This window comes from Streptomyces sp. NPDC102441 (assembly GCF_044765585.1).
Classification (GTDB): Bacteria; Actinomycetota; Actinomycetes; order Streptomycetales; family Streptomycetaceae; genus Streptomyces.
Genome location: NZ_JBIWKH010000004.1, coordinates 300,032 through 321,565, shown reverse-complemented (window position 1 = coordinate 321,565; position 21,534 = coordinate 300,032). Strand labels below are relative to the sequence as shown.

23 protein-coding genes, 3 tRNA genes and 1 pseudogene are annotated in these 21,534 nt (G+C 70.5%); 6 read left to right on the top strand and 21 right to left on the bottom strand.

What is annotated here, in order from left to right:
* Nucleotides 1–91: 91 nt before the first annotated feature.
* The 5 genes from ACIREO_RS10240 to ACIREO_RS10220 form a co-directional block, all read right to left on the bottom strand.
* Nucleotides 92–520 carry a MaoC family dehydratase gene (locus tag ACIREO_RS10240; protein WP_404107179.1) on the bottom strand — a complete coding sequence of 143 codons (429 nt, stop codon included), beginning with the start codon at nt 518–520 and terminating at the stop codon, nt 92–94.
* The gene (locus ACIREO_RS10235; protein ID WP_404107178.1) at nt 520–972 is read right to left on the bottom strand and encodes a MaoC family dehydratase N-terminal domain-containing protein; all 453 of its coding nucleotides are present in this window, start codon (nt 970–972) and stop codon (nt 520–522) included. The genes ACIREO_RS10240 and ACIREO_RS10235 overlap by 1 nt, the downstream gene beginning before the upstream one ends.
* A 113-nt stretch (nt 973–1,085) precedes the next feature.
* Entirely contained in the window at nt 1,086–1,250 is a 165-nt protein-coding gene (rpmG, locus tag ACIREO_RS10230) for a 50S ribosomal protein L33 (protein ID WP_003956487.1), read from the bottom strand.
* 85 nt (nt 1,251–1,335) lie between these two features.
* Nucleotides 1,336–1,408: transfer RNA gene (locus ACIREO_RS10225), tRNA-Met, on the bottom strand.
* A 45-nt stretch (nt 1,409–1,453) separates the two neighbouring features.
* Nucleotides 1,454–1,526: transfer RNA gene (locus ACIREO_RS10220), tRNA-Thr, on the bottom strand.
* A 282-nt stretch (nt 1,527–1,808) separates the two neighbouring features.
* Here ACIREO_RS10220 and ACIREO_RS10215 point away from each other — a divergent pair.
* The 4 genes and pseudogenes from ACIREO_RS10215 to ACIREO_RS10200 all read left to right on the top strand — a co-directional run bounded on the left by ACIREO_RS10215 (nt 1,809) and on the right by ACIREO_RS10200 (nt 5,280).
* On the top strand, nt 1,809–3,044 hold the full coding sequence (locus ACIREO_RS10215; protein ID WP_404107176.1) for an amidohydrolase family protein: 1,236 nt from the start codon (nt 1,809–1,811) through the stop codon (nt 3,042–3,044).
* A 34-nt stretch (nt 3,045–3,078) separates the two neighbouring features.
* Nucleotides 3,079–3,735, top strand: a complete 657-nt coding sequence (locus tag ACIREO_RS10210; RefSeq protein WP_404107174.1) for an SDR family oxidoreductase — start codon at nt 3,079–3,081, stop codon at nt 3,733–3,735.
* 154 nt (nt 3,736–3,889) lie between these two features.
* Nucleotides 3,890–3,988, top strand: a pseudogene (locus ACIREO_RS10205) (DNA-binding response regulator); the annotation flags it as partial.
* A gap of 98 nt (nt 3,989–4,086) precedes the next feature.
* Nucleotides 4,087–5,280 (top strand): MFS transporter, encoded by a 1,194-nt coding sequence (locus ACIREO_RS10200; RefSeq protein WP_404107172.1) that lies wholly within the window; start codon nt 4,087–4,089, stop codon nt 5,278–5,280.
* Here the strand turns inward: ACIREO_RS10200 and ACIREO_RS10195 are convergent.
* Together ACIREO_RS10195 and ACIREO_RS10190 are read right to left on the bottom strand one after the other, a co-directional pair.
* Entirely contained in the window at nt 5,267–6,694 is a 1,428-nt protein-coding gene (locus ACIREO_RS10195; protein ID WP_404107170.1) for an alpha/beta hydrolase, read from the bottom strand. The genes ACIREO_RS10200 and ACIREO_RS10195 overlap by 14 nt on opposite strands.
* A 302-nt stretch (nt 6,695–6,996) precedes the next feature.
* Nucleotides 6,997–7,078, bottom strand: a tRNA-Tyr gene (locus ACIREO_RS10190).
* Nucleotides 7,079–7,240: 162 nt separating this feature from the next.
* Between ACIREO_RS10190 and ACIREO_RS10185 the strand changes: the two genes are divergently transcribed.
* Entirely contained in the window at nt 7,241–7,729 is a 489-nt protein-coding gene (locus ACIREO_RS10185) for a YajQ family cyclic di-GMP-binding protein (RefSeq protein WP_404107168.1), read from the top strand.
* Between the two features lie 105 nt (nt 7,730–7,834).
* Here the strand turns inward: ACIREO_RS10185 and ACIREO_RS10180 are convergent, their stop codons facing one another.
* The 14 genes from ACIREO_RS10180 to ACIREO_RS10115 all read right to left on the bottom strand — a co-directional run bounded on the left by ACIREO_RS10180 (nt 7,835) and on the right by ACIREO_RS10115 (nt 20,057).
* Nucleotides 7,835–8,107, bottom strand: coding sequence for a GlsB/YeaQ/YmgE family stress response membrane protein (locus ACIREO_RS10180; RefSeq protein ID WP_404107166.1), 273 nt, complete (start codon nt 8,105–8,107; stop codon nt 7,835–7,837).
* Nucleotides 8,108–8,188: 81 nt separating this feature from the next.
* Nucleotides 8,189–8,581 (bottom strand): YccF domain-containing protein, encoded by a 393-nt coding sequence (locus tag ACIREO_RS10175; protein ID WP_404107165.1) that lies wholly within the window; start codon nt 8,579–8,581, stop codon nt 8,189–8,191.
* Nucleotides 8,578–9,441 carry a zinc metalloprotease HtpX gene (gene htpX, locus ACIREO_RS10170; protein WP_404107163.1) on the bottom strand — a complete coding sequence of 288 codons (864 nt, stop codon included), beginning with the start codon at nt 9,439–9,441 and terminating at the stop codon, nt 8,578–8,580. The genes ACIREO_RS10175 and htpX overlap by 4 nt, the downstream gene beginning before the upstream one ends.
* Nucleotides 9,442–9,659: 218 nt before the next feature.
* Nucleotides 9,660–10,124 (bottom strand): large conductance mechanosensitive channel protein MscL, encoded by a 465-nt coding sequence (gene mscL / locus ACIREO_RS10165; RefSeq protein ID WP_404107162.1) that lies wholly within the window; start codon nt 10,122–10,124, stop codon nt 9,660–9,662.
* A 116-nt stretch (nt 10,125–10,240) separates the two neighbouring features.
* Nucleotides 10,241–11,776 (bottom strand): NADH-quinone oxidoreductase subunit N, encoded by a 1,536-nt coding sequence (locus ACIREO_RS10160; RefSeq protein WP_404107161.1) that lies wholly within the window; start codon nt 11,774–11,776, stop codon nt 10,241–10,243.
* Complete coding sequence (locus ACIREO_RS10155) at nt 11,773–13,323, bottom strand: NuoM family protein (RefSeq protein ID WP_404107532.1); 1,551 nt, start codon at nt 13,321–13,323, stop codon at nt 11,773–11,775. Before ACIREO_RS10155 ends, ACIREO_RS10160 begins: the two co-directional genes overlap by 4 nt.
* A 27-nt stretch (nt 13,324–13,350) precedes the next feature.
* Entirely contained in the window at nt 13,351–15,351 is a 2,001-nt protein-coding gene (locus ACIREO_RS10150) for an NADH-quinone oxidoreductase subunit L (RefSeq protein ID WP_404107159.1), read from the bottom strand.
* The gene (gene nuoK / locus ACIREO_RS10145) at nt 15,348–15,773 is read right to left on the bottom strand and encodes an NADH-quinone oxidoreductase subunit NuoK (RefSeq protein WP_404107157.1); all 426 of its coding nucleotides are present in this window, start codon (nt 15,771–15,773) and stop codon (nt 15,348–15,350) included. Before nuoK ends, ACIREO_RS10150 begins: the two co-directional genes overlap by 4 nt.
* Nucleotides 15,773–16,402, bottom strand: coding sequence for an NADH-quinone oxidoreductase subunit J (locus ACIREO_RS10140; protein ID WP_404107156.1), 630 nt, complete (start codon nt 16,400–16,402; stop codon nt 15,773–15,775). Before ACIREO_RS10140 ends, nuoK begins: the two co-directional genes overlap by 1 nt.
* Nucleotides 16,399–17,001 (bottom strand): NuoI/complex I 23 kDa subunit family protein, encoded by a 603-nt coding sequence (locus ACIREO_RS10135; RefSeq protein ID WP_404107154.1) that lies wholly within the window; start codon nt 16,999–17,001, stop codon nt 16,399–16,401. Before ACIREO_RS10135 ends, ACIREO_RS10140 begins: the two co-directional genes overlap by 4 nt.
* On the bottom strand, nt 17,001–17,969 hold the full coding sequence (locus ACIREO_RS10130; protein ID WP_404107152.1) for an NADH-quinone oxidoreductase subunit H: 969 nt from the start codon (nt 17,967–17,969) through the stop codon (nt 17,001–17,003). Before ACIREO_RS10130 ends, ACIREO_RS10135 begins: the two co-directional genes overlap by 1 nt.
* The gene (locus ACIREO_RS10125) at nt 17,966–19,036 is read right to left on the bottom strand and encodes an NADH-quinone oxidoreductase subunit C (RefSeq protein ID WP_404107150.1); all 1,071 of its coding nucleotides are present in this window, start codon (nt 19,034–19,036) and stop codon (nt 17,966–17,968) included. The genes ACIREO_RS10130 and ACIREO_RS10125 overlap by 4 nt, the downstream gene beginning before the upstream one ends.
* Complete coding sequence (locus tag ACIREO_RS10120) at nt 19,033–19,665, bottom strand: NADH-quinone oxidoreductase subunit B (protein ID WP_404107149.1); 633 nt, start codon at nt 19,663–19,665, stop codon at nt 19,033–19,035. Before ACIREO_RS10120 ends, ACIREO_RS10125 begins: the two co-directional genes overlap by 4 nt.
* Nucleotides 19,656–20,057: an NADH-quinone oxidoreductase subunit A gene (locus tag ACIREO_RS10115; protein ID WP_053930253.1), complete on the bottom strand. Its 402-nt coding sequence runs from the start codon at nt 20,055–20,057 to the stop codon at nt 19,656–19,658. The genes ACIREO_RS10120 and ACIREO_RS10115 overlap by 10 nt, the downstream gene beginning before the upstream one ends.
* Nucleotides 20,058–20,249: 192 nt before the next feature.
* Between ACIREO_RS10115 and ACIREO_RS10110 the strand changes: the two genes are divergently transcribed.
* On the top strand, nt 20,250–21,449 hold the full coding sequence (locus ACIREO_RS10110) for a sensor histidine kinase (protein ID WP_404107147.1): 1,200 nt from the start codon (nt 20,250–20,252) through the stop codon (nt 21,447–21,449).
* Nucleotides 21,450–21,534: the final 85 nt, after the last annotated feature.

The window sequence follows — 21,534 nt, the reverse complement described above, 5'->3', positions numbered from 1 at the left end:
GGTCAGGCGGCCCCGAGAACCCCGCCGGCCTCACGCAGGACGCCGCCGGCGATCAGGCCCGGCAACCGGACCACGTACACGACATCGCCGCTCAGGCGAGGCGGACGACGGCGCGGGACATGCCCAGCACCTTCTTGCCGTCGCTCATCGCGATGAGGTCGACCCTGACCGTGTTGTCGTCCAGCTTCGCGGCGACCTTGCCGCTCACCTCGATCAGCACCCCCGTGTCGTCGTTCGGGACGACGACCGGCCTGGTGAACCGCACGCCGTACTCGACGACCGCACCGGGATCACCGGCCCAGTCGGTGACGACCCGGATCGCTTCGGCCATGGTGAACATGCCGTGCGCGATCACGTCCGGCAGGCCGACCTCGCGCGCGAACTTCTCGTTCCAGTGGATCGGGTTGAAGTCGCCGGAGGCGCCCGCGTACCGCACCAGCGTCGCCCGGGTCACCGGGAACGTCTGCGCCGGGAGTTCCGTACCGACCTCGACCGCGTCGTAAGCAATGGTCGCCGTCATCACGCCTCCTCGGCGGCACGCGCCACCAGCTTCGTCCACGCGGTCACGACGTGCTCACCGGACTCGTCGTGCACCTCGCCCCGGATGTCCACGATGTCGCTGCCCGCCATGGACTTGATGCCCTCGATGGTCGAGGTGACCGCCAGCCGGTCCCCCGCCCGCACGGGGCGCGTGTAGGAGAACTTCTGGTCGCCGTGCACCACACGGCTGTAGTCCAGGCCCAGTTGCGGGTCCTCGATCACCTGGCCGGCGGCCCTGAAGGTGATCGAGAAGACGAACGTCGGCGGAGCGATCACATCCGGGTACCCCAGAGCCTTGGCGGCCTCCGGGTCCACGTACGCGGCGCCGGTGTCACCCACGGCCTCCGCGAACTCCCGGATCTTCTCCCGGCCGACCTCGTACGCCGGGGTGGGCGGATAGGTCCGCCCCACGAAGGACTGGTCGAGCGCCATGAGCCCGGTACCTCCTGATGAAAAGTCGAATAGGGCGGAGAACCGCCCGAGCCATCAGACAAAACGACACGAGGCCGCCCCCAATGGGGACGGCCTCGTGTACGAGCCTGTTTTCAGCGCGTTTCGCGGTGCGCGGTGTGCGAGTTGCAGCGCGGGCAGTGCTTCTTCATCTCAAGACGGTCCGGGTTGTTACGCCGGTTCTTCTTGGTGATGTAGTTCCGCTCCTTGCACTCCACGCAGGCCAGCGTGATCTTCGGGCGGACGTCGGTGGCAGCCACGTGAGTGCTCCTTGGACGGATGGACGGATGAACGCATAAAAGAGTAGCCGATCGAAGGACCGACCCCACAATCGGCTACCGTTAGTAGCGGTGACCGGACTTGAACCGGTGACACAGCGATTATGAGCCGCTTGCTCTACCGACTGAGCTACACCGCTTTGATGACGAGCTCCCCCGCCGAAGCGGGGTTACCCGATCACCAGAGCCCCAATGCGGAATCGAACCGCAGACCTTCTCCTTACCATGGAGACGCTCTACCGACTGAGCTATTGGGGCGAGCGAGGAAGACATTACACGCTCTGTCGCCGATCGCCCAAATCCGTTTCCTCCGCCCGCACCGGCCCCTCTCCCGCCCCTGCGACCGACCCCCTGATCAGGCCCTTGATCAGCGTGTACGCCGCACGAACGGACCAGCTCGCGGGCCCACACGGCACCCCCTCCCCGCCTGTCCCACAGGGCCACATTCGTACGACTAATCCGCCCTCCTCGGAGCGGACGGGACAGCCCTTAGGCTCGGCGGACTCTGCGTGATCACGCATTCCTTCCAGGAGCGGTGCGATGCCCGAAAGTCCCGGTGAGGCGCCCGTGCTTCTGCTCAGCGGGGCACGGCTCACGGACGGGCGCACCGTCGACGTGCGGATCCGCGGTGCGCGCATCGAGGCCGTCGGGGCGGTGGGCAGCCTCACCACCCCGCTCACCTCCCGGGGGACCCGCCTGGACCTGCGCGGCCATCTCCTGCTGCCCGCCCCGGCAGAGCCCCACGCGCACCCGGGCACGGCGCTCACCGGCACCGCGCTCGGCCCGCCCTCCGGCAGCCCCGAGGACGTCCGGCGCCGCACCACCGAGGCCGCGCTGCTCCAGCTCGGCCACGGGGCCACCGCGCTCCGCGCCCACGTGCCCGTCGGCGGCGAACAGGGCCTCGGCCCCCTGGAAGGCGTCCTGGCGGCCCGCCGTTCCCTGCGCGGCCTCACCGGTCTGACCACCGTCGCCGTACCCGGGCTCCTCACCGGGGTCGCGGGAGCCGACGGTCTCGCCACGCTCCGGGACGCCGTCGGCATGGGGGCGGATGTACTCGGCGGCCGGCCCGACCTCGACCCCGACCCGGCCGGCCACACCGAAGCGGTCCTGGAACTCGCCGCGGCCCACGGGCTCCCCGTCGATCTGCACACGGACGGTGACGACCCCGCCCGCCTCGCCCGGCTGACCGACATGGCCGCCGGATTCCGTCCGGGCGTCTGTCTGGGCCCCTGCGCGGGCCTCTCGCGGCTTCCCGGCGGCGAGGCGGCCGGCGCCGCCGACCGGCTCGCCGCCGCCGCCGTGAGCGTGGTCTGCCTCCCCCAGGGCGGCTGTCGCGATGCGCGGCTCCGCGGCATGCCTCCCGTACGGCTGCTGCGCGACGCCGGCGTACGGGTGGCCGCGGGCAGCGGGGCTCTGCGTGACACCTTCAACCCCGTCGGCCGCGGCGACCCCCTGGAGGCGGCGTACCTCCTGGCCTCCCAGGAGGGCCTCGGCCCCGAACACGCCTACGACGCCGTCGCCGGCACCGCCAGAGCGGTCCTGGGACTGCCCGGGGTACGCGTCGAGGCCGGCTTCCCCGCCGAGCTGCTCGCCGTGCGCGGCGACGGACTGGCCGGGGCGCTCTCCCTCGCGTACAGCAGGATCGTGGTGCACCGCGGACGCGTGGTGGCGCGGACCAGCGCCGTACGCGAGTACAGCGACTCCGGGGCCGCCGCGGCAGCCCTCGGCCTCCCCCGTCAGGGACGCACCGATTCCGGTCCCGGCGGCGGGCCTTGAGCACGAGCGCTCCCCGCGGCGTACCGTCGGAAGCATGCGCATTGTCATTGCAGGTGGACATGGTCAGATCGCGCTGCGGCTCGAGCGGCTGCTCGCCGCGCGCGGTGACGAAGCGGTGGGCGTCATCCGTAACCCGCAGCAGAGTGACGACCTGAGGGAGGCAGGCGCCGAACCCGTCGTCCTCGACCTCGAATCGGCGTCCGTCGAGGAGGCCGCGGAGGTCCTGCGGGGCGCGGACGCCGCGGTCTTCGCGGCCGGCGCCGGCCCGGACAGCGGTTCGGCGCGCAAGGACACGGTGGACCGCGGAGCGGCCGTGCTCTTCGCGGACGCGGCGGAACAGGCGGGCGTGCGGCGCTATGTCGTGGTGTCCTCCATGGGCGCCGACCCCGATCACCCCGGCGACGAGGTCTTCGACATCTACCAGCGGGCCAAGGGCGAGGCGGACGCGTACGTACGTTCCAGGAGCGGCCTGGACTGGACGGTACTGCGCCCCGGAATGCTCACGAACGACGCCGGGAAGGGCCGGGTCCTGCTCGCCGCGTCGACGGGCCGCGGCCCGATCCCCCGCGACGACGTGGCGGCGGTGCTGCTGGAGCTGCTGGACACCTCGGCGACGGCCGGCCTGACGCTGGAGCTCATCAGCGGGAGCAAGCCGGTGTCGGTCGCGGTGAAGGACATCGCGGGGAACTGAGACCGAGCGGACCGAGTCCCGTCGGCCCGGTGTCCGGCGTGGAGGGCGACCGGGGCGGCTGCCCCGGGGTGACGACCCGCCGGCTTGGAGACTCGTTCTTCTTCGGCGACCGCTTCCCTGAGCACTCCGAGGCGTCCGGCCCGAAAGTCCTCCGCCTCCGACGCACACCACCGAGGGGCTGCGCGCGGCGCTGGAGATCCGGGAGCGGTGGCCGGAGACGGGCGTGCTGGTGCTCTCCCAGCACATCGGAAGAACCTCGACGCGATCTTCGAGAAGCTGTCCCGTAGGCCGGACGGGACCAGGGCGAGGCGTTGCGGCTCGTCGGAACGTCCGCGGGTTAGCGTCGGGCACATGAACGGTGGCCCTGAACGCCGAGGTTGGCTCCCCTGTTACCTCAGCGGAGCGGGGTTCGCCGTGTGCATGGCGGGGACCACCCTGCCGACACCGCTCTACAGCCTCTACCAGGACAAGCTGGGGTTCTCCGAGCTGACGGTGACGGTCGTCTACGCCGTGTACGCCTTCGGTGTCATCGGGGTGCTGCTGCTCACGGGAAACGCCTCCGACGCGGTGGGCAGACGCCCCGTGCTGCTGTGGGGCCTGGGCTGCGCCGCGGCGAGCGCCGTCTGCTTCCTGTGCGCCACCGCCCTGGGCTGGCTCTTCGCGGGACGGCTGCTGTCGGGCCTGTCGGCCGGGCTGTTCACCGGGGCGGCCACCGCGTACGTCATGGAACTGGCGCCCCTCAAGTCCTCCAGGGCCTCGTTCGTGGCGACGGCCGCCAACATGGGCGGCCTGGGCTGCGGGCCGCTGCTCGCCGGGATCCTCGCGCAGTACGCCCCCTGGCCGCTGCACCTGCCGTTCGTCGTGCACCTGGCGCTGGTGGCCGCTTCGGCGGCTCTCCTGCTCGGCCTGAAGGAGACCGTGGGCGAGCGACGGCCCCTGAGCACCGTCCGGCCCCAGCGTCCCGGGCTGCCGCCCGGGGTCCGGGCGGTGTTCAGGCCCGCGGCCCTCGCCTCCTTCGTGGGGTTCGCCCTGTTCGGGGTGTTCACCTCGGTCAGCCCCGCCTTCCTCTCCCAGTTCCTGGACGTGGAGAACCACGCCGTGAGCGGGCTGATCGTCGCGCTGGCCTTCTTCGCCTCGGTCGCCGGCCAGTCGGCGGTCGGCAGGATCGGTGAGCGGCGGTCACTGCCACTGGGCTGCGCCGGCCTCCTCGGCGGGCTGGCGCTGCTCGCGGCCGCCCTCTGGTGGCAGCTGCTGCCGCTGATCGTGCTGAGCGCGCTCCTCGGCGGCGCGGGCCAGGGGCTGACCTTCAGGGCGGCCCTGTCCCAGGTGGCCGCGGCGTCGCCCGCGGACGGGCGGGCTGCGGTGATCTCGACCCTGTTCGTGGTGGCGTACGCCGGCATCTCGCTGCCGGTGATCGGTGTGGGCATCCTCTCGGGCCACATCGGCCTCCAGGACGCGGGGCTGGTCTTCATCGCGTGCATGGCCGTCCTGGTCGTGTGCGCCGGTATCTACCTCCTGCGGCGCCCGGCCACTACCCGGCCGTGACCCCGGCCGGCTCGACGGCAGGACACCTGGAACCGCGGGGCGGGACCTTCAGCGAGATCAGGTAGGCGTCGACCACCTCCTGCACGCAGGGGCTGCTGCTGTACGTGCCATGGCCCCAGCCCTCGTAGGTGTGCAGGACCGCGCTGCTGCCGAGCTGCTCGGCCACACGGGTGGCCCAGTTGTAGCCGGCCGCCGGGTCGTGGAGCGAGTTGGTGAGCAGGATGGGCTCACTGTTCCTCACCTTCAGCCGGTGCTGCGGATTGCCCGGCTCGGGTGCGCCGAGACAGGCCGAGACGGACATCAGGGCCCGGGGGTACTTCATGTCCGGGGCGATCCTGGCGACGCGGCGCAACTCCCGTTCGTACCCTTGGTAGCCGCGGACCGGCAGGCTCCAGTCCTGGCAGAAGATCTCGAAGGCGTTCTCCCCGAGCGCGGTTCCCTGCCCGCCCTCGGCCGGTCCGGCCGCCTGCGTCGGCTCCGGCGTGCTCTCCTTCAGCTCGCGCAGCTCCTTGCTCAGCCTTGCCCACTCCGGATCGTAAAGCCGCTTCATCACCATGACGTTGAGGTCGAACGCGGGCAGCGCCTCGCCGTCGTACGACAGCTCGCCCCGCCCCGCGCGTTCCAGCAGATCCGCCCAGACCGCCCGCACGTCCGAGCCGTGCAGGGCACAGCTCTCGGTCCGTCCGCACCACGCCACGAACTCGTCGAAGGAGTCCTGGAGCGTGGCGGCCTGCGTGGAGAGGAACTCCCTCGTGCCGAGGCTGTGGTCCACCACGGCCTCCAGGACCAGGGCACGGACTCGCTTCGGATACTGCTCCGCATACTGCTCGCCGAGCAGCGTGCCGTACGAACTGCCGTGGAAGGTGAGGGACTTCTCCCCGAGAGCGGCCCTGACGGCATCGAGGTCCTTCACCATGCTGAGGGTGTCGACGTGGTCGAAGAGCCCGTGCTCGGTGTTCTTCCTGCAGTCCTCCCGCAGCTCACGGTTGTACTTCAGCGTGGCGTCGAACTCGGCCGGGCTCTTCATGACCGTCGGCGGACGCCTGTCCAGGAGCTCTTGCGAACAACGGACCGGATTGCTGAGCCCCACACCGCGCGGATCGAAACTGACGATGTCGAACCGGCTGCGGAGCCTGTCGCTGAAGCGGCCGATGTTGCCCTCCCCCACGATCCGGTCCACGCCCGAATCCCCGGGCCCGCCGGGCCCGAACACCATGGAACCGACCCGTGCGCCGGGGTCCGTGGCCCTGCGCCGGGCGAGCTGGAGGTCGAACCGCTCCCCGTCCGGCTTGCCCCAGTCCACCGGCACGGAAAGCGCGCCGCACTCCGCCGAGGCGTCCTCCTCGCACGGCTTCCACCCGATGTACGAACGCGCCCCGTCGGGCCCCGGCACGGGCCCCTCACCCGTCGCCACGCGCTCCACCGGGCCTGGCGCCCCACTCGCGACCTCCATGCCCGCGAGACCGACCGCTACGGCTAACGCCGCACTCCACGCGAAGCGCGACCGCCCTCTCCGGCGTCGGCTGCGCCGTTCACCCGATGCATGACTGTTCACCACGACGATTGCCCCTCACTTCGATTCACTTCGACCGAAGCCTTGAGCATCGTCCGCGCGAGCCCCGCCCGGTATCCGGCAAGACCCTGGACGGCCCCTTAGGGGCATGCAAAAGGGCCCGTGAGCAGCATTTCTGCTGTTCACGGGCCCTCTCGTCCGTGTGGCGGCGCCAGGGTTCGAACCTGGGTAGGCTGAGCCGGCAGATTTACAGTCTGCTCCCTTTGGCCACTCGGGCACACCGCCTCGAACGACGCGTCGGATCCCGGTTGGGGGTCCTTGGCGACGTCGTAAACGATACCTGATGCCCAGGGGTGCTACGCCACCTGATTGATCAGTGCCGGGCGCCCGCGGTGGTGGCTAGGCTTTGTGCGTACCCAACGCATACGACGCAAGGAGCCACACGTCATGGCCGACTCCAGTTTCGACATCGTCTCGAAGGTCGAGCGGCAGGAGGTCGACAACGCCCTCAACCAGGCCGCCAAGGAGATCTCCCAGCGTTACGACTTCAAGGGCACAGGTGCGTCGATCTCCTGGTCCGGCGAGAAGATCCTGATGGAGGCGAACGGCGAGGAGCGGGTCAAGGCGATCCTCGACATCTTCCAGTCCAAGCTGATCAAGCGCGGGATCTCGCTGAAGTCCCTGGACGCGGGCGAGCCGCAGCTTTCCGGCAAGGAGTACAAGATCTTCGCCACGATCGAGGAGGGCATCTCCCAGGAGAACGCCAAGAAGGTGGCGAAGATCATTCGCGATGAGGGCCCGAAGGGCGTCAAGGCGCTGGTCCAGGGCGACGAACTGCGGGTCAGCTCGAAGAGCCGCGACGACCTGCAGACCGTGCAGGCGCTGGTCAAGGACAAGGACCTCGACTTCGCGGTGCAGTTCGCCAACTACCGGTAGGCGGTTCGCTGCCGCGTGCAGCGGGTCGTGGGCGGGGCGGGGCGGGGCATGCCGGTCGGCATGGTCCGCCCCGTAGCCGTATCCGAAGGGCTGTGCTGACGTGGGTCAGCGGCGGCTGCGGGAGTTGCCGAAGAGCAGGCGGTAGGCGATCAGCAGGACGAGGGATCCGGCGATGGCCGCGACCCAGGTGGCCGTGTCGTAGAAGTCCGTGCTGATGGGGCGGTCGAGGAAGCGGGACGACAGCCAGCCTCCGAGGAACGCGCCCACGACGCCTATGAGGGTCGTGCCGATGATGCCGCCGGGGTCGCGGCCCGGCAGAAGAAACTTGGCTATTGCTCCGGCCAGCAGCCCGAGGATGATCCAACTGATGATGCTCATGTTCGCGAACCTACCCGTCACTTGTTCCTGCAAGCCAAGACGCTTGCGGGGACAGATGCGGTTGCCCGCGGGGCTGCCTGTCTAGCGGGTCGCGAACGGCTGGTCCGTGCGGACGATCTCCTTGCCGAAGGGCATCAGCGAGACCGGGATGAGCTTGAAGTTCGCGATGCCCAGCGGAATGCCGATGATCGTGACGCACAGGGCGATGCCCGTGAAGATGTGGCCGAGCGCGAGCCACCAGCCGGCGAGGATCACCCAGAGGACGTTGCCGATGAGTGAGGCGCCTCCGGCGTCACGGCGGTCGACCACGGTGTAGCCGAAGGGCCATAGGGCGTATACGCCGATACGGAACGCGGCCAGGCCGAAGGGGATGCCGATGATCGTGATGCAGAGCAGGAGCCCCGCGGCCATGTAGCCGAGGAACATCCAGAGCCCGCACAGGATCAGCCAGATGATGTTCAGGATTGTCTTCACGGTCGATACCCTGCCATCTGCTCGAGTCGGGCGATGCGTTCAGCCATGGGCGGGTGGGTGGAGAACATCTTGGACGCGCCCTGGCCGGGTCGGAACGGGTTCGCGATCATCATGTGGCTCGCGGTCTCGATCCGTGGTTCAGGTGGGAGCGGAAGCTGTTTGGTCCCCGCGTCGAGCTTGCGCAGCGCGGATGCCAGGGCCAGTGGGTCGCCGGTGAGCTGAGCTCCGGAGGCGTCGGCCTGGTACTCGCGGGAGCGGCTCACGGCGAGCTGGATCACGGAGGCGGCGAGCGGGCCGAGGATCATGACCAGGAGCATCCCGAGAAGCCCTGGGCCGTCGTCGTCGTCGGATCTGCCCACGGGAATGAGCCACGCGAAGTTGACCAGGAACATGACGACCGAGGCGAGGGCGCCCGCGACGGAGGAGATGAGGATGTCGCGGTTGTAGACGTGGCTGAGCTCGTGGCCGAGGACACCGCGCAGTTCGCGCTCGTCGAGGATCTGGAGGATCCCCTCGGTGCAGCACACGGCGGCGTTGCGCGGGTTGCGGCCGGTGGCGAAGGCATTGGGTGCCTGCGTCGGGGAGATGTAGAGCCGGGGCATGGGCTGGCGGGCCGCCGTCGAGAGCTCGCGGACGGTGCGGTAGAGCTGCGGCGCTTCGAATTCGCTGACCGGGCGTGCCCGCATGGCGCGCAGGGCGAGCTTGTCGCTGTTCCAGTACGCGTAGGCGTTGGTGGCGAGAGCGACGAGGAGCGCGACGATCAGGCCGGTCCGTCCGAAGAAGCTGCCGATGGCGATGATGAGGGCCGAGAGGCCCCCGAGGAGTACAGCGGTTTTCAGCCCGTTGTGCCGGCGGTGCACGGTACGCCCTCCAAGTGGTGCAGCAGGGGAACCCTTGCTCGGTGGTGCTCCACTCCCCAGTGGAGCCTCCCGTACAGGTCAACGCGAGGCGACGGAAGCTAGTTCCCTTGTGCGAGGTGGCCGGAGGCACAGACAGCAGGGGCGGATCCGGGTGGATCCGCCCCTGGGCCGTACGGGTGGGAGTGCCTACGGGGGCTCGTGCGGGCCCCAGCAGGGGGTCAGCGCTGGGCGGGGAGCCCTGCGAGCGCGCGGGCTTCGGAGTCCGGCTCGACGTCGCTGGTGCAGTGGGCGCAGCGGGAGGCGACGGAGGGGATCTCGCTGTAGCACCGGGGGCAGTCGCGGAGGGCGGCCTTGATGTCGGCCTTGTCCTCCTCCGCCTTGGTCGTGAAACGGTTCTGGACCTTGGCCATGGGGAGGACGACCAGGAAGTAGAGGACCGCGGCGGTGATGAGGAAGGCGATGGCGGCGCTGATGAAGAGGCCGTAGGGGAAGATCGCGCCGTCGACGGTGAAGGTGGCCTTGCTGAAGTCGCCGGTCCCGCGGGTGAAGAGGCCGATCAGCGGCACGATGAACGCGTTGCTGAAGCCTGTGACCACGGCGGTGAAGGCGGCTCCGACGGCCAGGCCGATGGCCATGGAGATGACGTTCCCGCGAAGGATGAAGTCCTTGAACCCGTTCAGCACCGCTCTGGCTCCTCTGTGCTCTTCTTGTGTGCTCGTTCTGCGCGCTCCGTTACGTGAGGCGTGCACGCATGACCATGCCCTGTGCGTAGACCACTGGGCAAGCTGGTCCGAGCCGGTCAGAAGAGGCTGACCGCGGCGAAACGGAGGATGAGCTGGGGAGCACCGGACAGTGTGATTCCGGCTACGGCGGTGAGGACGATCGCCGCTGTGACCGGCGCGGGGATCCGTTGGCGGGGGGCCGTGGACGCCTCCTCGGAGCCCGGAGCCGTCTCCGGTGAACTGAAGAGCGCGGCGGTCCACCGGAGGTAGTAGTACAACGCGATCACCACGTTGACGGCCATGACGACCGCGAGCCAGCCGAGGCCTGCGTCGACGGCCGACGAGAAGACCGTGACCTTGGCGAAGAGTCCGATGATGCCGGGCGGCAGCCCCGCCAGACAGAGCAGGAAGAAGCCCATGGCGAGTGCGGCCAGGGGGCGGGTGGCGTACAGGCCTCGGTAGTCGCTGAGGCGGTTGCCGGGGTGGGTGCGGGCGACCAGGGCGGCCACCGCGAAGGCCCCGAGGTTCACCACGGCGTACATGAGCGCGTAGGCGACGGTCGAGCCGATCTGGTCGTCGCTGGAGTACGCCGCGGCGGCGATCGGGACGAGGAGGTAGCCGGCCTGGCCGACGGAGGACCAGGCGAGGAGGCGCACGGCGCTCCGTGCGCGGGTGGCGGCCTGGCGGAGTGCGGCGAGATTGCCGACGGTCATGGTGAGCGCGGCGAGGACGGCCAGGGCGGGTCCCCAGACGTCGGCGTACGACGGGAAGCCGATCACCGTGACGAGGATGAGGCCGGAGAAGCCGACCGCCTTGCCGACCACCGAGAGGTAGGCGGCGATGGGGAGCGGAGCTCCCACGTAGGTGTCGGGGACCCAGAAGTGGAACGGTGCGGCGGCCGTCTTGAAGGCGAAGCCGACGAGGGTGAGGACGACGCCTGCCTCGGCGAGGGTGGAGAACTGTCCTGGCACGTCGTCGAGGCGGGCGGCGATCTCAGTGAGGTGCATGGTGCCGGTGGTCGCGTAGACGAAGCTGACGCCCAGGAGCATGACCGCGGTGGCCACGACGGAGGACAGGAAGAACTTCAGGGCCGCTTCGGAGGAGCGGCGGTCGCCGCGCTTGATGCCTACGAGGGCGAACGCCGGGAGCGAGGCGACTTCGAGGGCGACGACGAGGGTGGCGAGGTCCCGGGCGGCGGGCAGGAGCGCGGCTCCGGCTGCCGAGGACAGCAGCAGGAACCAGAACTCGCCCGCTGGGAGCTTGCGGGTGTCACCGATCGAGAGCAGCGCGGTGAGCAGGGCTCCGCCGAGCACGAGGGCCTGGATGACGAGGGCGAAGTGGTCGGCGGTGTAGCTGCAGGCCTGGGCGGAGTCGGTGAGGCAGAAGGTGGAGCGGCCCCCTGCGCGCAGCGGGACGAGCATGGCGAGCGCGGCGGCGAGCCCGGCGACGGCTCCGTAGCCGAGGAGCGGCTTGTGCCGTTCCCCGACGAAGAGGTCGGCGACGAGGACGAGCAGGGCCACGGTCGCCGTGATGACGGGGGGCGCGATCGCGAGCCAGTCGACGGACTGGACGAGGTTCGCGGCCCCGGTTGCGCTGTCGGCTGCCACGGTCACGACTTGCCTCCTGCGAGGAGCTTCTGCACGGCCGGGTCGGTGAGCCCGAGGAGGACGGCGGGCCAGAGTCCGGCGAGGACGGTCAGGGCGGCGAGTGGGGTCCAGGCGGCGAGTTCGTAGCGCTGGATGTCGGCGACCGGCTGCGGCTGCTCACGGTGCTCGCCCATGCAGACGCGGCGTACGACGATCAGCATGTACGCGGCCGTGAGCAGGGTGCCGAAGGCGCCGACGGACATGAAGGTGAGGAAGGCGGGGCGGCTGAGCCCTTCGGCGGGGTCGAAGGCCCCGAACAGGGTGAGCATCTCGCCCCAGAACCCGGCGAGGCCGGGGAGTCCGAGCGAAGCGACGGCGGCGAAGGCGAGGAGGCCGCCGAGGCGGGGCGCACGGCCGTAGAGGGCGGCTCCGGTGGCCCCGGACAGGGTGTCGAGGTCCGCGGTGCCGTAGCGGTCCTTGATGGCGCCGACCAGGAAGAACAGCAGGCCGGTGATGAGGCCGTGGGCGATGTTCGCGAAGAGCGCGCCGTTCACGCCGGTGGGGGTCATCGTCGCGATGCCGAGGAGCACGAAGCCCATGTGGCCCACGGAGGAGTAGGCGATCAGGCGCTTGAGGTCGCCCTTGGCGCCGGGGCGGGCCAGGGCGAGGCAGGCGAGCGAGCCGTAGACGATCCCGACGACGGCGAACGCGGCGAGATACGGCGCGAAGGTCCGCATCCCGTCAGGGGCGACGGGGAGCAGGATGCGGACGAATCCGTACGTGCCCATCTTCAGCAGTACGCCGGCGAGGAGGACGGAGCCGACGGTCGGGGCCGCGGTGTGGGCGTCGGGGAGCCAGCTGTGCAGGGGCCACATCGGGGTCTTCACCGCCAGGCCGATCCCGACGGCCAGTACGGCGATGACCTGCACGGATGTGGTGAGGCCCCGGCCGTTGTCAGTGGCGAGTGCCACCATGTCGAAGGTGCCGCTCTTCAGTCCGATGAGGAGCAGCCCCAGCAGCATGATCACGGAGCCGAGCAGCGTGTAGAGGATGAATTTCCAGGCGGCGGGCTGCTTCCGGTCGCCGCCCCAGCGGGCGATGAGGAAGTACATCGGGATGAGGACCATCTCGAAGGCCAGGAAGAACAGCATCAGGTCGAGGACGGCGAAGGTCGCGAGGGTGCCGGACTCGAGGACGAGCACGAGCGCGACGAAGGCCTTCGGGGAGGGGCCTGCGGGAAGCTTGAAGTAGCTGTAGAGCGCGCAGAGGAAGGTCAGCAGCGCGGTCAGCACGAGAAGGGGGAGCGAGATGCCGTCGGTGCCGAGGTGGATCCGGACGTCGAGTGCCGGGATCCAGCTGATGTCCGTGGTGGCCTGCATCTTCGACGGGTGGTCGTGGTCGAAACCCGCGGCCAGGACGAGTGCGGCGAGGAGCACGGCTCCGGTGACGGTCACTCCGTGGCGGAGCACGGCCTGGTCGGGGTTTCTGCCCTTGAGCCCGGGAGGGGCGGGCAGGAGCGCGCCGGCCGCACCGAGGAGCGGGACGACGACGATGAACGCCAGAAGGAACTGCATCACGGATGCGCTGATATCGAACACGGTTCACGCCCCGGCGTAGACGTTGGCAAAGACGACGGCGGCGATCGCCAGGACAAGGGTTCCGGCGAGCAGCGCGCCGAGGTAGGTCTGCACGTTGCCGGTCTGGGCGCGGCGGATCAGGGTGCCGAGTCCGCGGGCGATGCTGCCCGATCCGTGTACGTAGGTGTCGACGACCTCACGGTCCAGGAAGCGGACGAGCCGTGCGGCGGCTGCCACGGGGCGGACGAACAGCACCGTGTACAGGGCGTCGAGGTGGAAGCCGGTGACCGCGTGGCGGTGCAGCGGGCCCAGCAGGAGCCTGCCGGGGTCCGAGGGGTCCTGGGCGCCCGCGATGGTGCCGTAGGCCGCGGTGTGCGAGGCCATCGACTCGGCCTCCACGAGGGCGGGTTCGGCGTCGGGGTGGGCGGCGACCGCGCCGACCGGGGGGCGGCCGGCGAGCGCCGTGGTGTGGCGCCACGCCCCGTAGGTGACGAGCCCGCCGACAAGCCCGACGCCGGTGGAGAGGACGGCGGTCGTGAGGGAGGGGGTGAGGCTGTGTCCGTCGAACCAGTCGACGAGGACCCCGGTGGTGAGGCCGAAGGCGATGGTGGGGACGGCGAGGACCCAGAGGACGGAGGTCATCGCGGCGGGCTGCCTGCCGTGGTCGGGGGCCTCCTGGCCGCGCCCCCGGAAGGCGAGGAGCCAGAGCCGGGTGGCATAGGCGGCGGTGAGGACCGCGGCGGCGAGTCCGGCGACGAGGACCGTCCAGCCGGCTGCGGCCGGGGCGATGTCTCGGTCCCCGAAGGCGGTGTGCTCGGCGGCGACGAGGACGGCCTCCTTGGAGAAGAAGCCGGCGAACGGGGGGATGGCGGCGAGTGCCAGGAGGGCGACGGTCATCGTCCAGTAGGCGTCGGGGATGCGCTTGGCCAGCCCGCCCATGCGGGACATGGCGGCGAGTGAGTTGGTTCCCGCCGCGTGGATGACGACGCCCGCCGCGAGGAAGAGGACGGCCTTGAACGCACCGTGCGACATGAGGTGGAATACGGCGGCCCCGCGGTCGCCCACGGCCAGGGCGCCGGACATGTAGCCGAGCTGGCCGATCGTCGAGTAGGCGAGGACACGCTTGATGTCGTCCTGTGCGAGTGCGGCGAGTCCGGAGCCGATCATCGTGACGGCCGCCATCACGGCGAGGACGACGAGGGCGGCGCCGGAGGCGGCGAAGACGGGGAGGAGACGGGCCACGAAGTAGATACCGGCGGCGACCATCGTCGCGGCGTGGATGAGCGCGGAGACGGGGGTGGGGCCGGCCATCGCGTCGGGCAGCCAGGTGTGCAGGGGGAACTGCGCGGACTTGCCCGCGACGCCGGCGAGGAGCAGCAGGGCGATGAGGGTGGGGTGGTCGAGTCCGCCGTTGGTGACGGCGGCCAGGATCCCGGTGATGCGGAAGGTGCCGGTGTCGGCGGCGAGCGCGAACAGGCCGATGAGGAAGGGCACATCGCCGAGCTTGGTGACGAGGAAGGCCTTGAGGGAGGCCGCGCGGGCCTCGGGGGTCTCCCAGTAGTGGCCGACGAGGAAGTACGAGCAGATGCCCATGATCTCCCAGCCGACCAGGAGCACCATGAGGTCGCCGGAGTAGACGACGAGCAGCATCGCGGAGGTGAAGAGGGAGACGAGAGCCGCGTACGAGGGATAGCGGGCGTCGTCCTTGAGATACGCCGTCGAGTAGATCTGGACGCAGGTGGCGACGAGTCCGACCAGCACGGCGACGAGGACGGCGAAGCCGTCCAGGTGCAGGGCCAGGTCGACCGGGACCGAGCCTGTGGGGGTCAGCTGGGTCGCGGCGTCGATGGGCCGGCCGCCGCCCTGGCGTGCGGCGACGAGGACGGCGAGGACCGCTGCGGCGAGGGTCGGCAGGACGGCCAGGGGGCGTACGAAGCCGGGCGCGGTCCGGCCCAGGAGCAGCCCTGCGGCGGCGCCCAGAAAGGGGAGGAGGGGGACGAGAACGGCGAGGGTCGTGGTGGTCACGCGGTGGCCTCTGCCTTCTTTGCCTTCCCTGCCGGAGCAGTGGCCTGGTCTGCGGTGGTGCCCCGGGCGGCGTCGTCCGCGTCATCCGCGTCGTCGGGGAGTGTTTCGGCGTCGTCGGTCTCCGCGGTGTCACGGAGGCGGTCGACGTCCGAGCTGCCGCGGTTGCGGTAGACGGCCAGGACGATCGCGAGGCCGATGCCGATCTCGGCCGCGGCGATGGCGATGGTGAAGAGGGTGAGGGCCTGGCCCGTGTGGAGTGCGTCGCGGAGCCAGACGTCGAAGGCGACCAGGTTGAGGTTGACGGCGTTGAGCATGAGCTCGACGGACATCAGGACGAGGATCGCGTTACGGCGGGCGAGTACGCCGTACAGCCCGGTGCAGAAGAGGAGGACGGCGAGGACGGCGGGATAGGCGAGGTGCATCAGCTCTTGTCCTCCCGGTTCACGGCCGGCCGGTCCTGGCCGGGCCGGCGGCCCTGCTTGCCCTGCGGGCTCTGCTTGCCCCGCTTGTCCTGGCGGTCCTTGCGGGACAGGACGATCGCGCCCACGAGGGCGGCGAGCAGCAGGACGGAGAGCGCTTCGAAGGGGAGCACCCAGTGCCGGAAGAGGAACTCCCCGGAGGCCTTGGTGGAGCCCTGGGCGGGGCCGTCGAGATCGATCCAGGTCGTACGGAAGGCGTCCACGACGACCCAGACGAGCGCGGCCGCGGCGGCGACGGACGCGCCGAGGGCGATCCACCGGTTGCCCGAGTCGGCGTCCGGTGAACGGCCGATGGGGGCTCTGGTGAGCATCAGCCCGAAGAGGAGGAGGACCACGATGGAGCCGACGTAGATCAGGACCTGAACCCACGCGATGAACTCGGCGGTGAGGAGGAGGTACTCCACCGCTATGCCGCCGAGTGCCACGACGAGCCAGAGGGCCGCGTGGACGAGTTGCTTGGTCGTGACGGTGATGAGGGCCGCGCCGAGGGTGGCGAGCCCGACCAGGAGGAAGGCGATCTCGACGCCGCTCGGTGAGAGGAAGCCGGGGTGGCCGGCAGCCGCGAGGGTCACTCCTGCCCCTCCTGTTCCGCTGCCTGGTCCGACGGGTCCTGCTGGGCCACTTGGGCTTCCTCGGCCGCCTGGGCCTCCTGGGCCTGGAGCTTGTCGGCCGTCTTGCGGGCGGCGGCGATCTCCTTGGGCTCCTCGGCTCCCGGGTCGAGCGCGGGCGGTTCCGGAACGGTCCACATCCACTCGCGGAGCTTGTCGCGCTCGTGGGTGAGTTCGTGGATGTCCGTCTCCGCGTACTCGAACTCCGGCGACCAGAACAGCGCGTCGAAAGGACAGACCTCGATGCAGATACCGCAGTACATGCACAGGGCGAAGTCGATCGCGAATCGGTCCAGGACGTTACGGCTGCGCTCGCGGCCACCGGGGGCGGCCGGGGGCACCGTCTCCTTGTGGGAGTCGATGTAGATGCACCAGTCGGGGCATTCACGGGCGCAGAGCATGCAGACCGTGCAGTTCTCCTCGAACAGTCCGATGACGCCCCGGGTGCGGGGCGGCAGTTCGGGCTGGACATCCGGGTACTGCGCGGTGACCGTGCGCTTCGTCATGGTCCGCAGGGTGACGGCGAGACCCTTGGCCAGGCCTGAGCCGGGGATCGGGGGCACTAGTTGATCGCCACCTTCACGATGCCGGTGAGCGCGATCTGCGCGAGAGCGAGGGGGATGAGCGTGGTCCAGGCGAGCTTCTGCAGCTGGTCCTCGCGCAGCCGGGGGTAGGTGACCCGGAGCCAGATGACGACGAACGCGAGTACACCGGTCTTGAGCAGGGTCCAGACCCAGCCGAGCCCGTCGGCACCCAGCGGTCCGTGCCATCCGCCGAGGAAGAGGACGGTCGTCAGGCCGCACAGGACGACGATCCCGGCGTACTCGGCGAGCAGGAACAACGCGAAGCGGAGGCCCGTGTACTCCGTGTACGCCCCGAAGATGATCTCCGAGTCGGCGACCGGCATGTCGAAGGGCGGGCGCTGGAGTTCGGCGAGCCCCGCCACGAAGAAGACGAGTGCGCCGACGATCTGCCAGGGCAGCCACCACCACTCGAAGGCGTTGAGGATGCCGGGGAGCGAGACGGTACCGGCCGCCATGGCCACGGAGGCCGCGGCGAGGAGCATCGGCAGTTCGTACGCGAGGAGCTGCGCGGCGGTGCGGAGACCGCCGAGGAGGGAGAACTTGTTGGCCGAGGCCCAGCCCGCCATCAGCGAACCGAGCACGCCGACGCCCATGACGGCCAGCACGAAGAAGATGCCCGCGTCGACGACCTGGCCGACCGCCCCCTCGCCGGGGCCGATCGGGATGGCGACGATCACGAGGAGATACGGGAGCAGGGCGACGGCGGGCGCCAGCTGGAAGATGCGGCGGTCCGCGGCGGCCGGTACGACGTCTTCCTTCTGCGCGAACTTCACGCCGTCCGCGACGAGCTGGGCCCAGCCGTGGAAGCCGCCGGCGTACATGGGGCCGAGGCGGCCCTGCATGTGGGCCATCACCTTGTGTTCGGCCTGTCCCACCACGAGCGGGACCACCATGAACACGGCGAAGACGATGACGAGGCGGAGGGCGACGTCGAGTACGTCGTTCACGCGGTATCGCCTCCGGCGGGGGTGTCGGGGGGTCGGGGGGCCTCGGGGGTGTCCGGTGCATCGGGGGTCGGCTCGGCGGGGGGTTCGGGCGCCGGTGCATCGGGGGTCAGTTCGGCGGGGGGTTCGGAGACCGGGGCGTCGGGGGTGCCGCTGCGCGGGGCGTCTCCCCTGCCCGCCCCTTCCCGAACCGGGGGCTCCGCCCCCGGGCCCCCGCTCCTCGAACGCCGGAGGGGCTGGGATTCACCGGGCTCACCGGGTTCGCCAGGTTCGTCGAATGCCGGGCGGGCGTCGTGCCACGGTGCGTCCCGATCTGTGCCTGGAGCCTCGGCCGGTGTGGCCGGCGTCGGGGTCACCGGCGCCTTCCGGCTCGCCGAGCCGTCAGGCCGCTGGGCCGCCGAACCCTCGCTCGCGGTCCGTGCCCGGCGCGCCGGGCGGTCCCCCGCCGCGCGTGCCCCGCGGGCCGGACGGGCCGGTGCGGGCGGCAGTTGCCCCTTGAGTGGGCCCCACTCATTGGGATCGGGCACGCCGGGCGGCAGCATCGTGCGCCGCTTGGGCCCGCCGTGTTCGGACTCGCCCGGCTCCTTCGCCCCAGGCCAGGCCTTGGCGACCCGGGCCGCCAGGACGAAGTCCTTGCGCAGCGGGTGGCCCTCGAAGCTCTCGGGCAGCAGCAGCGGGACCAGATGAGGGTGGTTCTCGAAGCCGATGCCGAACATCTCGTGCGTCTCACGCTCGTGCCACGCGGCACCCGCGTAGACGTCGACGGCGGTGGGCAGGGTGGCCGCGTCGTGCGGGACGGTCGTCCGGACCAGCAGGCGCCGCACCATGCCGCCGCCGAGGGCCGCGACATGGGCGCAGACGCGGAAGCCGGTGCCCGGCTCGTCGACGGCGCTCAGCCAGTCGAAGTAGGTGCAGCCCAGCTCGTCGCGGGCCGTTTCGAGCGCGGCGATCCAGGAGGCGGCGGGGACGTCGACCGTCAGCAGGTCGTACGCGTGCGCGGCGGTGGCGTCCGCGCCGAAGACGTCGGTGACGGCGTCGGGCAGCGTGCTGTAGAGGTCCGCAGCGGTCACTTGCCCCCCTCCCCCGGTGTCTTCGGGGCCGCCACGAGACCGCTGCGCAGGGCGGCGGCCGAGGGGCGGGGCGTGTTTTCCGTGCTGTACCGCTCGGCGAGCGATTCGCGGGCGATCTTCTCCTGGAGCTTGAGGATGCCCTGGAGGAGCGCCTCGGGCCGGGGCGGGCAGCCGGGTACGTAGACGTCGACGGGGATGATCTGGTCGACGCCCTTCGTCACGGAGTACGAATCCCAGTACGGGCCGCCGCAGTTGGAGCAGGCCCCGAAGGAGATGACGTACTTCGGCTCGGGCATCTGCTCGTAGAGCCGCTTCACCGCGGGGGCCATCTTGTCCGTCACCGTGCCGGACACGACCATCAGGTCGGCCTGCCGGGGACCGGGCGCGAAGGGAATGACGCCGAGCCGGATGAAGTCGTGCCGTGCCATGGAGGCGGCGATGAATTCGATGGCGCAGCAGGCGAGTCCGAAGTTGAAGACCCAGAGGCTGTAGCGGCGGCCCCAGTTGAGGACCACCTTCATCGGTTCGGGCGCCAGCCGGGACAGCACGCCGAGCTTCTTGCCGGGCAGCGGCGTCGGGTCGGGCAGCGACACGGGGGGTTCGGGGTTCGGCCGGCTCGTCACGCCCATTCGAGGACGCCCTTCTTCCATGCGTAGAGCAGTCCCACGGCCAGGAAACCGAGGAAGATGAACATCTCCACCAGCGTCGTCGCCCCGTATCCCGGGGCCGCGAAGACCGTCGCCCACGGGAACAGGAAGATCGAGTCGACGGCGAAGATCACGTACAGGAAGGCGTACACGTAATAGCGAACCTGGGTGTGGGCCCAGCCCTCGCCCACGGGATCCACGCCGCACTCGTACGTGAGGAGTTTCTCCGGCGTCGGGACCACGGGCCTGAGCAGCCGGCCGGCACCGAAGGCGACGGCGACGAACAGCACGCCCACCAAGGCGAGCAGTCCGACCACGGAGTAACTCTGGAAGTAGTCCGACGCGAGAACGGTCGGTCCCGGCACGTCCGCCACGTCCGCCCCTCGCTCCCTCAACCTGTTCGACGGTCTGTACGCACGGGAGTCTAGGCCCTGTTAAAGAGACGGTAAGCAGCCCCGTCGCTGAACAGGTGGGGCGGGAGGTGACCGGCGAGGTGGGGTTATCCCTACTCGGCCCCACCCACGAACCCCATGGCGTGGGCGCGCCCGGCCCGGCACGCTGGTCGTATGACCATGAGCCCCTCCCTGCCGGACAACGACCGGCCGCCGCCCGCGCGCTTCGCCTTCGACCGGTGGACGTGGAAGGAGATCGCGTATCTCCTGGCCAATCTGCCGATGGCCGTCGCCGGGTTCGTCTACACCGTGCTCCTGGTCGCCGTGGGTGCCGGACTCTCCGTCACCGTGATCGGGCTGCCCCTGCTGGCGGTGGGACTACAGGGTGCGCGCGGTCTCGGACGGGCCGAGCGCGGCCGGGCACGGAGGATGCTCGGGGTGCGGATCGACGAGCCGAGCCCGATGGTGCGCGGCCGCCGGGACCAGGGGTTCTTCACCTGGCTGTGGGCGGGGCTGAAGGATCCGGTGGGCTGGCGCACCCTGCTGTATTCGTTCATCCGGCTGCCGTGGGGTGTGGCGACGTTCGCCGTGACGCTGGTGAGCCTGTTCGTCCTCTGGCCCGTACTTCCGTACATCGCGCGCGGGCTGACGAACGCGGACCGGGCGATGGTGCGGACGCTGCTCCCGCCCTCCGACGAGCTGGAGCGCAGGATCGCCGAGCTGGAGTCGGACCGTGGTGTGGTCGTGGACACGGCCGCCGCGGACCTGCGCCGCATCGAACGCGACCTCCACGACGGCGCACAGGCCCGCCTCGTCGCCCTCGCGATGGGCCTGGGGCTGGCGAAGGAGAAGCTCGACCACGACCCCGAAGCCGCCGCCCGCATGGTCGACGAGGCCCACGGCGAGGTCAAGGTCGCCCTCCAGGAACTCCGCGACCTCGCCCGCGGCATCCACCCCGCCGTCCTCACCGACCGCGGACTCGACGCCGCACTCTCCGCCATCGCCTCACGCTGCACCGTCCCCGTGACCGTGTCGGTGCAGCTGCCGGGACGGCCGGCCGAGGCCATCGAGGGCATCGCCTACTTCACGGTCTCCGAACTCCTCCAGAACGTCAGCAAGCACAGCCGCGCCGGTGCGGCCGCGGTCGACGTGTGGCGGTCCGGGGACCGGCTGATGCTCCAGGTCCGTGACGACGGGGCGGGCGGCGCCCGGCTCGACGGCGGTACGGGCATGTCGGGGCTGGCGGAGCGGCTGGGCGCGGTCGACGGGCTGTTCGTCCTGGACTCCCCCGAGGGCGGCCCCACCACGGTCACCGCGGAGCTGCCCTGGCGTGACCGCCTGGACACCGCGGCCGACCGGGCCGGTGCGGCATGACACGGGAATCCCCATGGTGGGGAAAACCCCCTGCCGGATACGGAGACCCTCCTCATGGTGTGAAGGCCCCCGGCACAGCAGTCTT